We start from the raw sequence: 13320 nt of genomic DNA on the forward strand, positions 1-13320 counted from the left end.
TCAAGTTTAATAGCCAAGGTGCTATGAAACTTGACTTTTTGGTAAACCTATATAAAATCGAGTGTATTAAATTTTTTGTTCAGGATATCAGCATTGTTTACATCCAGCCATTTATCTAAGATGGTACCATAAACCTGCCTGAAATCCAGCTGGTATTTTAAATCGCCTGTATCCAGATCGCTTAGATTAGGCGCAGCATTAAAAATCCCTTGTTTCTTTAATTTTCCACCAAAAACAAACATGTTATTTGCCGTTCCATGATCGGTACCATTACTGGCATTTTGCTCTACCCTACGGCCAAATTCAGAGAAAGTAATCACCAAGGTATCTTCCAGTTTATTGTTTGATTTTAAATCTTTTAAAAAAGCAGCCATACCCTCACTGTATTGTTTAAGCAAATTGCCTTGCTGACCAATCTGATTCACGTGTGTATCGAAACCACTTAACGACACATAATAAACCCTGGTTTTTAATCCCGAAGAAATAAATTTAGAAACGGTTTTCAACTGGTTTGCAAAGCCTGAAGTAGGGTAAGTGGATTTAGACTGGTAAATTTTAGATGTATTCTGGATATAATTGGCAGAAGATGACGTTTCGATCATGGTTTTGTATAAATAACCTAAATTATCTTCATCCAAATGTTCCTTATCATTCTGCAACATCGCTTTAAAAAACGGATCGTTTGTATTACGGAACAAAGCCGCAGGATCTTTTAAGGCAATTCCTTTTTTGGTTTGCCCTTTCATGGCCAGAGAAAGTGAGTCATCCACTTCTATCGCCGTATAGGGAAATTTGCAGGTCTGGCAATTGCTATCTAAATAGCGGCCAATCCATCCGGTTGATAGAAACTGATTGCTATCGCTCCCTGTTTGCCAGATATCCATCGAACGGAAATGTGAACGGTCGGGATTGGGGTAGCCAACATCATTGATAATGGTCATCCAACCTTGATCATAAATTTCTTGCAGGGCGGCCATGTTCGGATTTAGCCCTTGCATATCGTTCAGTTTAATCACCTCTTCAGGTTTAATGGCAATACTTTTTCTTTTTTGATAATAAATATCGTTTCCAAAGGGAATAACGGTATTTAAACCATCATTTCCGCCAGAAAGCTGTACCACAACCAGGTTTTTATAAAGACTCAGTTCATCAAGCGCCATGGCCTCCAGTGGTTTCATAAAAGCCGGAACGAATAGCGAACCTGCTGCAACAAATCCTGTATTTCTTAAAAAGTTTCTTCTGTTCATCTTGTTAATGTTTTGGTTCGCTTTTTCATCAGTCAATAGTTCATTGGTTTGGGTGTTTAGCTAATGGGCTCTTCACCATCAACTATTAACTGTTCTCTAGCACAACTGATACTCGGGCATGCTGGTAATTTCTACTGCTGTACTTCGCAATCCTTTATTATCGCTTACCATCGTTGTGATTTTGGCGTTTAATTTGGGCTGCAATAAAAACTCGGTAAGTTCCAATGGCGTTAATCCCTTTGGTAAGGTATTTAAAAATTTAGGCCAGTCTGCATTTGCGTTTACATACGATTTTGGTTTCATGTTGGCATTTGCATTGCTGGTAGCTGTCCGGCTTAAGGCAATTACGGCCTCGTCTTCAGGATCAGCTTTACCGCTGAAATCGATTTCCCCATCATTTAAAACAAGAGAGGGAATGCGCATCCTTAACATTAACGATGAACTATCAATCCAGCTTTGTCCGCCAGGCCAGCCTGCAACATTAGGTGGGTTAAATAAATATTGCCCCAAACTGCTTTGTAGCTGTATTAAAACCTGTGGTTTGTTGTAGGTAACATAAAACTCGCGACTTAAACCCACTAAAAATTCGGCTGGTGACTTAATTTTTGTGCCTACATTTTCAGGGCTATAGAACCAATCAGCTGTAAACATTTTTTTCATCATCGAGGCGATGTCGTATTTCGAGTTGTAAAAATGAGTAGCAAGTTCTTTAATGTGCGCCTCGTTTGGGTTATCATTTACGAAGAATTTATATACTTTCCGGGCGATAAACTGTGCGGTTTCTGGTTTCTCGAGGATAATATCGATAATGTTTTCGCCTTCAAAATTCCCGATTTTACCAAAGAATGTTTTTGTTCCGGCATCGTGCAGATTTTGTCTGAAAATAAATGAGCCGTCCTTGTCGTACATCCAGCCGGTAAATGAGCGGGCAGACTCTTTAATGTCCTGCTCGGTATAATTTCCCCTGCCTAAGGTGAAAAGTTCCATGAGCTCGCGTGCGAAGTTCTCATTTGGTTTACCTTTTCTGTTCTGCTGGTTATTCAGGTATTGCAACATTGCCGGCGACTTAGAAACCTCAACCAGTAAAGTTTTAAAGCTTCCTAAGGCATTTGTTCTTTGAATATTGTTTAACTGTTGCGCAAAAAAAGGGTTGTTGCTGCGGCAGGCAAAATGGCCATGCCAAAAGAGCGTCATCTTTTCCCTTAGCGGGGCATCGGTATTGATCATTTTGTTAATGAAAGCAATATTCAGGTCGCGGCTTACTTCGTTTTGCTCGCGCACAATCTGCTGGCGCATTTTCTTTTCTTCATCGGTCAGGTCTTTTTTTGAGTATAAACCCGCCTGAACCAGAAGCTGGCGCTTCGATTCGTAATCGTTCACTAAATTGATGGGATCGTTTTTTTGAGAATCTTTAAGCAGATTATCCACCACCTTATCGATGTTTTTCCTGCTTAATTTTTGTAAGTCTGCATAAGAAATCCCGAAACCCGCCCGGTTATAAAGATGTTTTACTTTTAAGAAATTATCTTTTGCGCTCATAATGGACTGTTTTACAGTATGACATATTTAAAACGCCAGGGTTTAATCTTTGTTTTCTTTCTTATTTTTGTTTATGTTTTTTCAGTTACCAGATGATCACCCGGGCTTTCCTGATCCGGCCTTGGCAGAAGAGGACGGTTTATTGGCTATTGGCGGTGATTTAAGTACGGAGCGGTTGTTAATGGCCTATTCGAATGGAATATTTCCATGGTTTAGTGAAGGTGAGCCCATCCTTTGGTATTCGCCACACGAGCGATGTGTAATTTATCCTGATCAGATCAGGATCAGTAAAAGCATGCGTAAAATTTTAAAGCAGGAAATTTTCAAGATTACTTTTAACCAGGCTTTTGCCGAAGTGATCCGCAATTGTGCAACTACTGAAAGGAAAGGGCAGGATGGCACCTGGATTACCAACGAAATGCAAGCGGCTTACATTAATCTCCATCAGCAAGGTTATGCGCACAGTGTAGAGGTTTGGCAAGCTGATCAACTGGTTGGCGGGCTCTATGGTTTAAAAGTAAACCGCGTTTTTTGTGGCGAAAGTATGTTTAGCCATGTAAGTAATGCTTCTAAAGCCGCATTGATTTTTTTAAGCAAAATGAATATCGATTTAATTGATTGCCAGTTACCGAACGATCATTTAATGAGCTTAGGCGCCGAAATGATGGACAGGGAAACATTTATGGGTATTTTGAGAAAAGACTAATCTTTATTCTCTAGCGATTGATGTATAGCCCGTTCAATTCTGGTATCAGGTATAAACCAAATGGCCGCAACAATTACATACATCGAACAGCCAATCCATGGGTTTATGAAGCTAAGCCCAATGCCCAATGCATAAAAAACTAAAGAAATTTTCCCTTTACTATCGTTGCCTATTGCTTCAACGACAAGCGAGTGTGCACCCTCTGTTTTTTTAATCGTGATAACCAGGATTAAGTAGGCAATTGCCGCTAAAAACAATACGATACCATAAGCCACAACCGGCCAAAAGGCAAAGTGATTTTCACCCATCCATCCGGCCGTAACCGGGAAAAGCGATAACCAGAACAGTAAGTTTAAATTAGCCCATAACATTGATCCGCTTACTTTTTTTACGGCATGCATGAGGTGATGGTGGTTGTTCCAGTAAATACCTACGTAGGTGAAACTTAAAACATAGCTGATAAATTTCGGAATAAGGGGCTTTAAGCTGGCCAATGTATCGCCATGCTCCGGTACTTTAATCTCTAAAACCATAATGGTGATGATAATTGCAATTACGCCATCACTAAATGCTTCTAATCTGCCTTTGTTCATAAAATTCAACGCTAATAATCTGATGCAATTATCCGTCAAATTATCTTATAAAACAAAACCTGCAAGCTTTTGGCCTGCAGGTTTTGTATTGTTGTTTTGTTGTAGCGATAAAATCGCAATTTTCAATAATCCTCGTTACAAACGAGGACTATATTGTTGTTTTGTTGAAATTATAATTCTCTAACCCAAATGTTTCTGTAACTAATCGCAGGACTTGGATCGCCGTGATCTTGTAATTTAATTGAAGAAGGGCCATGTTTTTTGTATTCAGGGGCACCGATATACCTGGTTTCGCCCTTTAATACAAAACCATTCTGTAAAAGTACGCCATTTAAAAATACGGTAACGCTCGCAGGTTTTTGTACGGTTCCATCTTCGTTAAAACGTGGTGCGTTCCAAATGATATCGTAATATTGCCACTCGCCTGGTTTTTTGTTGGCATTGGCTAATGGAATCGCTTGTTTGTAAACACTACCTGTTTGTCCGTTCACATAAGTCTTGTTGTTATAAGCATCCATAATCTGGATTTCATAACCATTATCGCCGCCGCCGGTTGAGGCTAAAAATACCCCGCTGTTGCCACGGGCCTGACCTTCGCCCGATATGTTTTCAGGGATTTTCCATTCCATATGCAGCTGGTAATCGGTAAACTTTTTATTCGTTTCAATGTTTCCAGTCCCTTTTTTAACGGTGAAAAATCCATCGTCGATTGTCCATTCGGCTGGTTTAGATGGATCTTTAACTGAATGCCATGCATCTAAATTTCTGCCACCAAAAAGAATGGTTGCATCAGATGGCGCATCCTGAGGCAATTTACCTGGTGTAACAACCTTTGGAACGGGTTCCCAAACCTCGGTTGTTTTTGGGTCTTTGGCAGGATCTGGTTTTTTATCTTGTGCCATCGCTTGCCCTGCAAAAAGCGCAGGAATAAATAATAGTGTATACTTGTTCATGATTGTGGTTTAACTTTTTAAAGTTAACCAGTTTATTAAGAAATGGAAATTTGGTATTTAAAATTTTACCCCAAATCGTCAACAACGTAAGTTTCGCTAATAATTACTTCATCAGGCGCAATGTCTGCGCTGCGCTGTTCTGCCAAATCGCGCATAGGGCAATAACCTGTAATGCCGCGGTACAATAATCCTGCACCAATTGCAGCACCGGTTAAACCAATTACCGGATGCGAAAAAATGCTGGTGATGCCTTTAAAAAGTAAATATGTTCCTGCCGCGCCAGATAACCAGCGCTCAGATTTTGAAACGTTTTCGAATAATTCCGGATACTTCCAGGCTTCTTTAACGTTATTTACAGCAGTATTAAAATCTTGATTTGTCATGATGGTAGAATTTATGTTCTACTGTATAACAAGTAAGAGGGAATTGAGTTTTGAAAAGAAAATTAAATGTGTGGCCCATAAGATTTATCGTCATTTCGAGCGGAGTGCAACGTAGTCGAGAAATCTATTAAGATAGATCTCTCCATTCCACTGCGTTTCAGTCGAGATGACGAGTTAATATTGAATGCCTAATTCAAAATATCACGTATATCTTCCTTGCTGAGCGATTTAAAGAAACTCTCTTCAGTGGTAATTAAAGAATTGGCGAGCGATTTTTTGCGGTTTTGCAAGGCCAGTATTTTCTCTTCAACGGTGTCTTTTGCGATGAATTTGTAAATGAAAACCTTTTTATCCTGACCGATACGGTGCGTTCTATCAATGGCTTGTTGTTCTACTGCCGGGTTCCACCATGGATCGAGGATAAAAACATAATCGGCCTGAGTTAGGTTTAAACCCACGCCACCCGCTTTTATAGAGATTAAGAAGACCTTCAATTCGGTATTCTGCTGAAATTCGGAAACAATTTCACCCCGGTTACGCGTTGCACCATCCAAATAAGCAAAAGGGATATGCTCCGCCTCAAAATGTTTTTTGAAGATATCGAGGTGTTTTACAAACTGAGAAAAAACCAAAACCTTATGTCCGCCTTTAAGCACATTATCCAGTGTGTGGATCACGTTTTCAAACTTTCCAGAATCTGAAACATAAGCCCCGTCAATCATTATGGGGTGATTGGCCAGCTGACGTAAGGCGGTTAATCCCTGTAAAAGCTGCACCTGTTTCTGCGCGAAAGTTCCATCGTCCATGCTCTGCAATAAATCGTTGCGGTAGGCTGATTTTGTTTTCTCGTAATAAGCAGCCTGATCTTCGCTCATGTCGCAGTAAATTACCTGTTCCGTTTTAGGTGGTAATTCTGCCGCCACCTGCTCTTTCGTTCTGCGGAGTACAAATGGCTTGATAATCGATTGTAGTTTGCGCGCTTTTTCTTCGTCCTTTTTCTTTTCTATGGCTTGTACATATTCTTCATAGAAAAATGCTTGTGTACCCAATAAACCTGGGTTTAAAAAGGTTAACTGCGACCATAAATCGCTTACTGAATTTTCTACGGGCGTACCGCTCAAAATCAGTTTATGTTTCGATTTTAAGCTTCTCACGGCTTTGAACGATTTTGATGCCGGGTTTTTAATATTCTGACTTTCATCAAGAATAATGTAGTTGAAATAAAAGTTTTTCAGTTCATCTACATCCACTCGGGTTACACCGTAGGTGGTAATGATAATATCGTAATTGGCAAAATTGGCTACATCTTTATTTCGGTTAGTACCCGTATGTGCCAGTATTTTTAGCTTTGGAGTGAATTTTTTAGCCTCTGTTAACCAGTTATAAATTAAAGAGGTAGGCATGATGATAAGTGAGGTCGTTTGCGTTTCAAGCAATTGATCGTCTTCCTTCACTTTTTGCAGCATGGCTAATGTTTGGATGGTTTTACCCAAACCCATATCGTCGGCCAAACAACCACCGAAATTGTATTCGCGTAAAAAGCTGAACCAGTTATAACCGGCTTTCTGGTAATCGCGTAAACTGCCCTTAAAATGAACAGGCATTTGCGTATCGGCGATATCTTCGAAATCTGATAAGCGCTGCAACTTACGCTCAAGTGTCACGTTAGCTAAACTATCTTCGGCCAAATCGTTGATTAAACCGATATGGTGTTTCTTTAATTTCAGCGTTTTTCCGGCCTCTGCCAAACTGAACAAACTACCGTATTGCGTAAACCATTTATCGGGAATAATGGCCACTTCGCCATCGGGCAATAAAAATTCCCGCTTTTTGTGTAGGATATGTTGTTTTAGCGAAAGAAAAGGAATCTGGTATTTTCCGAACCATACCACAGCATGGATATCGAACCAATCGTTTCCTTCTTTAACTTCAAGATCGATTTTGCTGGCACCGAAAACAAATTTTTTCTGGCCTGTGGCCTGTTCAATTTCGTAACCTGCTGCCTGTAAAAGTTCGATATGTTCGTTTACCCAATTAATGGCTGCATAACTCGGGTTTTCATCAGCTGAAATCACTTCCAGGTTACTAAACAGCGAGCTTGTTTTTTTTAATCCTAATGATAATAACAGATTGAACTGTTTTTTCTCCCATTCTGCCGAACGTTTAATGCGGTGGAAAATATAGTTATCGGCCGTTTTTTCTAAACGTACGGTTACTTTATGCGCATTTTCTACAGGGAAAATATATTCGCCGTATTTAAAGTACAACTGAATCTGAGAAAGTCCGCCATCCACATACAAAACTTTAATTACAGGTGTGGCTTCAAACTGTTCGGTTCTGATTTCGAAACCTTCGGCATACACATGGTGTTTTTCTATTAAAGGGGCAACAAACTTTTCAAAGTAAGTAGCTTCGGTTGTTTTGGGTATGGCAATAAAGCGTTTATTTAAAAAGGGTTGCAGTTTTTTCCCTTCAATATCCTGATCAAAAAAGTACAATACATCGTTAAGCAATAGCCACGCAGGTTTGTTACTGATAATCTGCGCTTCTTTAAACATAAATTCGATGCGTAGATTCTGATACTTGATGGTCGGGAAATAACGTGTTTCCGTTTCATTTCGGCGGAAATGAAAAAGGATAGAGGCGGGCTCATCGGCCAGTTCGATTTTACGTTCTACCGGCCAGCCATCTTTGTCCATTACATAAAGCTCGTTTTTAACCTTTAAAAGCTCTAAAGCTTCGGCAAGTTTCTTTTCGATTTTAGGGCGAACATTTTCGTAAAATTTATTGTCGAAAATTTTAGTGAAAAACTCAGTTGGCCTGATTAGTTTCTTGTAATATTTTTTAATCAGCGAGTCTTGCTCAATGTCATCTAAAATCTTGATCAGCTTATAATCAATATCACTTAAACAGGCATTAAATTCTTCTGCGGTATGTGTGAAAATCCGTTGATAGGTAAAAGAAAAATCTCCTTGTGGATTGAGCTGAACAACGTGAGGTTCAATTAAATAGCCCAAGTACTCATGTTTGCACAAAGAGTACACCACTTTACAGGCTTTAGAACTATCGACACGTAACATTGATTGGTTTAAAATTTTTTCTAAGCTAAGCGCTTAAAAAACTTTAAACTTACAATATTTTGAGGTTACATCAAAAGAAGTATCGGTTTTTGAAGTAAAAATTATCAGTTTTTTCTCGAAATCTTAAAGAACGCTTAAATGCAGATGTTGGATGGAGCGCTATTTGAAGTTAAAGGACAGATAAATATTAAATACTTTATAATTGGCTACAACTTATTATCTTAGTCCTTGTATTGATAGGCTTTCTTTATCAATCCATTAACGCATCACTAAGGTTTAAATGAAATTTTTTTACGCGCTCTCTCTGCTTGCCTGCTTACATTTTTGTAGCTATGCGCAAGAAATCCCCCGGAGCACCCAATATATTTTTAACAATATTTTGCTGAACCCTGCACTATCGGGAATAGATAATTACACAGATTTAAAAATAGGTTTACGTAAACAGTGGAGTGGATTAGAAGGTGCACCAAGTACGCAATACCTTTCTTTAAGTACCGCTATTGGCGAAGATTTTGTTCGGAGCAATGTAAACTCATTTGCCGGGAATGGCGATAATCCAATGAGCAGAAGTTTTGTAAACAGCTATACTGCAGCGGAACCTCACCACGGAATTGGCCTGGTGGCCATGACTGATAAAGCAGGATTAGTTCGGCAGACCAATGTAAACTTAACCTATGCCTATCATTTGGGTATTACAAATGAAGTAAATTTATCAGTTGGTTTATCTGGCGGATTTAAATCAATTAGTGTTGATGTGCGCGGAATTATAGCTGACGAGTCGGGTGACCCTTTATTCTCTGCCGATTACAACAATAAAATCAGACCCGATATTGGTGCAGGTATTTGGCTATATAGCCCAAGGTTTTTTGCTGGTGTTTCGGCTAAACAGCTTATTGGAAATAAAAGCAGCATTGTCAATAACCAGGTTAAAACCAGCCCATATCAAGCAGCTACTTTTTATGGAACAGCGGGCTATAAAATATTTCTGGATGAGGATATCGCAATGATCCCGTCTGGTTTGATTTCGTATTGGGCCAACTCTCCGGCTACTTTTGATGCGAATTTGAAATTTGCCTATCAGGATAAATTCTGGGTTGGAACCAGTTTCAGGAACAACGATTCTTTTTCACTTCTGGCCGGACTTAACATTGCATCGTTAGTAAACCTAAGTTATTCGTATGATGTAAATACTTCAGGTTTACGCTCGGTAAATAATGGCACGCACGAAATTGTGCTGGGTATTTTATTAAACAACCGTTATCAGGTAGTTTGCCCGAGCAGGCAGTTTTAACGTAAAAGGGTTATACTACCACCCAATGGTTTACATTCAGCCCGCAAATCGATCACATAATAATAAACACCTGCCGGTAATTCCTTATCCCTAAACCTGCCATCAAAAGGTTTTGTGTAATTACCGATTGATTCGTACACCAATTGCCCACCCCGGGTATAAATTTTAATGTTGGTGCCTTTAAAATCTGGTAAACCCCTAACTTGCCAAACATCGTTCATACCATCACCATTTGGGGTCATGGTATTGGTAACCTCTAAATTGTCGTGTGTTACCTCTACATGTACTTTGGTAAATTCGCTGGTACAGGAACCCAATTTTCGCCGCACAAAATAATCGGCTGTTTTGGCGACTTTAAATTTAAATATCCCGTTGGTGTTTTCTAAAAACGGTTTGGTATCATCAATTTTTTCAAAGAGCTGGTAAGTTCCTTCTTCTGGTGCAATTACAGGTAAAACGATATCAGAAACATAACAAACACGTAAGTCGTTAATGATGGGAGCCAGGATTTTAAAAGGTTCGTCTACTACCGTATAAGCCTCGCTGATCGCATAACCACAAGATGTTTTGTCTTTTACCTCTAAGCGATACGTACCTGCACCAACATTAATCAGATCCTGGGTATACTGAACGGCTTCGCCAGCTTCGTTTATCCATTTAAAATCATAACCTGGTACACCACCAATTACCTGTATGCCTTTAACAGAACCTCTCTGTAAGGTACAGCCATCTTTAATTACGGTTGCAGTATTGGATACGATGTTTAGTTTTGGTGTAATATTGATGGCATAAGGTCCTAAAACTGTTTCGCAATTGTTTACATCATAAGCGAACATTCTGTAATTGCCTCCAGGCAAATTTTTCAGTTCAATCATGTTCCCTGTTTTGGTTGCTCCGGCAACTGTAGCGCCTGATTCATCTACCCATTTAAACAATGTTGGAAGAACGGAACTGAAGTTTAGGTTGATACTTCCGTTAATCAGTTCACAGGTGGTATTATTAACGGTTGGTGTGAAAGTATAAACCGTTGGTGTTAATGCATCCACTCTAAAAGGTTTGTCTAAAGTGCAGGTATATAGCGAATTGCTGGCCCTTAAGGTATAAGTGCCTGGTGCAAGGTCAATCATTTTTATAGACATTCCGGGCGAGTACGGTCCTTTTTTAATGCTTTGTCCGGTTGGGCTTAACCACTCGTAGGTATCGGCATTGGTAATCGACACACCATCAATAACACCATTGTTAACACCGCATCGGGCTGGTGTAACTGTTCCTCCGTTAATGGCAACATCACTATAAGTGCCGATAAAGAAAGATGAAGAAACTGGTGAACATTGACCTTCATCAGAAACAGATAAGGTATAGTTGCCGCCTCCTACATTTTCAAGATCCAGCGTAGTTGATACCACATCTGTACCTAAAATCCCTGTGATCGGATCACGTTTAAACCATTTGTAGCTTAGGGTACCCGTTGCATCTGTAATGGTAATACCTACAATAGCCCCGTTTTCTTTACCACATGCTGCAGAAGTAGTTTTAGTGGGATTCCCAATTTTAGGTTGAGGTTTCCTTTTAACCGTTATCGGATCAGAATCTAATGAGCAGTTTGCCTCATCCGATACTTTTACGAAGTAAGTACCTTCAGGTAAACTAGCGGGGTTACTTCTGCTTGCCACAGCATTTGTTGCCGTATTTATCCATTCGTATTTTAGCACACCTTTCCCTCTTAAAACCTCAGCGGTAAAGGTAAAAGTAGTTTGTCCACACGCAGGCGAAACCGGCAGGATAGCAGGTTTGGTTAACTTTTGATCTTTGATGATAAACACCGATGGGAATGCTTTACAGCCATCATCAACAGTTACTTCGTAAGTGCCGACATCTAAATTAGAGATGCTCTGTGTGTTCCCTTTAGGTACGCGACTACCATCGGTTTCTATTTTTACCCAGCTAAAAGTAAAACCCTCACGCACTTCGGGAATGGTGATTGATCCGTTAGCACTACAGGTTACAGGTTCTACAATCGCTTCATTTGGTAATAATTCAGCCGTAGAGAAAGGAGAGGTGGTGGCATTTAACAAACTCGCTGTTGCGGTAACCATACCGCTAAGGTTTCCGTTGTATTCCCAGCGGCCATCACTACCAGCCTGTACGGTAGCAATATAGGTTTTACCTTCGCAAATGCCCTGGCAGTTTACGGTATAAAATAATTCTACTTCTGAGTTGGGGGTAGCTTTACCCGAAACATAATTGCTGCGTTTTTTTAGCACCTGAATATATGGTTGCAGTATGCTTAATGTTTTTCCGATCCCAAACGTTTTATTGCAAAAGAAACTGTTTCTCGTAATTTTTACAGGCTTTGACGACACCGTTTCGACACCAAAGTTGTTGTTGGCAATTAAGTTCGCTTCAGCTGGTGTTGCCCCACCAATAGTTCCGCCTGCACCCAACTCTATTTTTACGCCAATACCATTACCCATTGCCACGGTTCCGGCGGCATCGGTGCCTATGGCATTACCGGTTAGAATAAAGTCTGAATTGGTAATCGAAACGCCTGTAGTTCTGTTTCCTCCGATAATGTTGTTCCGCACATAAAGTGCTGTATTGATGGCGTTAACTTTTAAACCTGCAATTTCTAAAGCAGAAGAAGAAAGAAATATCGGTAAGTCATGGAAGTCTTTTTTGCCCGTATAATCAACCCCAATTTTGTTATTGATTACATTAACATCGAACCTTGCGTTAGTGGAGTAGGATGATCGGGTGATGTCAACATTAATCCGGTTTGCGGCAATTACGTTTCCTTCACCAGCATTATCACCGCCCACATCCAGTGCGCTATCGTATAAATTGGCCGAAATACCAAAAACATTTGTATTTGGGGTTATTCCATCATATATCACCCCGATTAAGTTCGATTGGATTTTAATTTTGGTGGCCGTGATGGTGGTGAAAAAAAAGCTGTTCTGAACAATGATACCGTTAATATTTCCTCCAATAACATTTCCTTTCCCCGGAGCCCCAATGGTAATATTATTTGCACGATAATCGATCACAATTCCTGAGCCTTGCGCCATATTTACATTTTGTAAATTATTAATGGTGGCAAAATTCCTGATGTACAAACCATAAACTTCAACCCCTGTAGTTTGGACCTGCGTGGATGACGACTGGCCAATTACCAGTCCCGAAAATGTGGAATTAGGATATTCTGGCTCTAAAATTACCTTGGCTCCGGAAACGCCAAGTGCAGGCCATGCTGCCTGAGAGGTGCCATCAATAACTACATTTGAAGAGACAATAGGTAGTGCTGAACGCAACCTGATGGTGCGGTTAGCGTTGTCGCTAGGTGTACCCGGTAAATTAAAGTTAATGGTAAATGTAGTTACTCTATTGGCTATGGCGGCTTGTGTCAATGCTTCCCTTAACGTGCCAGGACCGCTATCGGCATTACTGGTTACTACATAAGTTTGGGCGTAGCTATTACTAAAGAAAAATAAGCCGGCAAAGAGGGCTAGAAGTTTTGAGAAGCGCATA

Annotated in this window: 9 protein-coding genes; 2 read left to right on the plus strand and 7 right to left on the minus strand. The window is 40.0% G+C overall.

Going from position 1 to position 13320, the window contains the following annotated elements; translation table 11 throughout:
- Positions 1 to 47 precede the first annotated feature (47 nt).
- Together CA265_22955 and CA265_22960 are read right to left on the minus strand one after the other, a co-directional pair.
- Positions 48 to 1247 carry a twin-arginine translocation pathway signal gene (locus CA265_22955; protein ARS43105.1) on the minus strand — a complete coding sequence of 400 codons (1200 nt, stop codon included), beginning with the start codon at positions 1245 to 1247 and terminating at the stop codon, positions 48 to 50.
- A 96-nt stretch (positions 1248 to 1343) separates the two neighbouring features.
- A complete protein-coding gene (locus CA265_22960; GenBank protein ID ARS42360.1) occupies positions 1344 to 2786 on the minus strand; it encodes a hypothetical protein in 1443 nt (480 codons plus the stop codon).
- A 73-nt stretch (positions 2787 to 2859) separates the two neighbouring features.
- On the opposite strand from CA265_22960, the gene CA265_22965 reads away from it, so the two are divergent.
- Entirely contained in the window at positions 2860 to 3492 is a 633-nt protein-coding gene (locus CA265_22965) for a leucyl/phenylalanyl-tRNA--protein transferase (GenBank protein ARS42361.1), read from the plus strand.
- Here the strand turns inward: CA265_22965 and CA265_22970 are convergent.
- The 4 genes from CA265_22970 to CA265_22985 all read right to left on the minus strand — a co-directional run bounded on the left by CA265_22970 (position 3489) and on the right by CA265_22985 (position 8501).
- On the minus strand, positions 3489 to 4085 hold the full coding sequence (locus tag CA265_22970; protein ARS42362.1) for a hypothetical protein: 597 nt from the start codon (positions 4083 to 4085) through the stop codon (positions 3489 to 3491). The two genes, CA265_22965 and CA265_22970, sit on opposite strands and share 4 nt — an antisense overlap.
- A gap of 170 nt (positions 4086 to 4255) precedes the next feature.
- Complete coding sequence (locus tag CA265_22975; protein ID ARS42363.1) at positions 4256 to 5038, minus strand: hypothetical protein; 783 nt, start codon at positions 5036 to 5038, stop codon at positions 4256 to 4258.
- Positions 5039 to 5103: 65 nt separating this feature from the next.
- A complete protein-coding gene (locus CA265_22980) occupies positions 5104 to 5421 on the minus strand; it encodes a hypothetical protein (GenBank protein ARS42364.1) in 318 nt (105 codons plus the stop codon).
- A 188-nt stretch (positions 5422 to 5609) separates the two neighbouring features.
- On the minus strand, positions 5610 to 8501 hold the full coding sequence (locus CA265_22985) for a helicase SNF2 (protein ARS42365.1): 2892 nt from the start codon (positions 8499 to 8501) through the stop codon (positions 5610 to 5612).
- A gap of 280 nt (positions 8502 to 8781) precedes the next feature.
- Here CA265_22985 and CA265_22990 point away from each other — a divergent pair, with 280 nt between their 5' ends.
- Positions 8782 to 9792, plus strand: coding sequence for a hypothetical protein (locus CA265_22990; protein ID ARS42366.1), 1011 nt, complete (start codon positions 8782 to 8784; stop codon positions 9790 to 9792).
- Here CA265_22990 and CA265_22995 read toward each other — a convergent pair.
- Positions 9789 to 13319, minus strand: a complete 3531-nt coding sequence (locus CA265_22995; protein ARS42367.1) for a hypothetical protein — start codon at positions 13317 to 13319, stop codon at positions 9789 to 9791. The genes CA265_22990 and CA265_22995 overlap by 4 nt on opposite strands.
- Position 13320 lies beyond the last annotated feature (1 nt).

Source organism: Sphingobacteriaceae bacterium GW460-11-11-14-LB5 (assembly GCA_002151545.1).
Lineage (GTDB): Bacteria > Bacteroidota > Bacteroidia > Sphingobacteriales > Sphingobacteriaceae > Pedobacter.

What these genes read in the sequence shown, in the direction of transcription:
- CA265_22990 (ARS42366.1), top strand. Translation starts at nt 8,782, where the DNA reads ATGAAATTTTTTTACGCGCTCTCTCTGCTTGCCTGCTTACATTTTTGT.
- CA265_22995 (ARS42367.1), bottom strand. Translation starts at nt 13,319, where the DNA reads ATGCGCTTCTCAAAACTTCTAGCCCTCTTTGCCGGCTTATTTTTCTTT.
- CA265_22960 (ARS42360.1), bottom strand. Translation starts at nt 2,786, where the DNA reads ATGAGCGCAAAAGATAATTTCTTAAAAGTAAAACATCTTTATAACCGG.
- CA265_22980 (ARS42364.1), bottom strand. Translation starts at nt 5,421, where the DNA reads ATGACAAATCAAGATTTTAATACTGCTGTAAATAACGTTAAAGAAGCC.
- CA265_22975 (ARS42363.1), bottom strand. Translation starts at nt 5,038, where the DNA reads ATGAACAAGTATACACTATTATTTATTCCTGCGCTTTTTGCAGGGCAA.
- CA265_22970 (ARS42362.1), bottom strand. Translation starts at nt 4,085, where the DNA reads ATGAACAAAGGCAGATTAGAAGCATTTAGTGATGGCGTAATTGCAATT.
- CA265_22955 (ARS43105.1), bottom strand. Translation starts at nt 1,247, where the DNA reads ATGAACAGAAGAAACTTTTTAAGAAATACAGGATTTGTTGCAGCAGGT.
- CA265_22985 (ARS42365.1), bottom strand. Translation starts at nt 8,501, where the DNA reads ATGTTACGTGTCGATAGTTCTAAAGCCTGTAAAGTGGTGTACTCTTTG.
- CA265_22965 (ARS42361.1), top strand. Translation starts at nt 2,860, where the DNA reads ATGTTTTTTCAGTTACCAGATGATCACCCGGGCTTTCCTGATCCGGCC.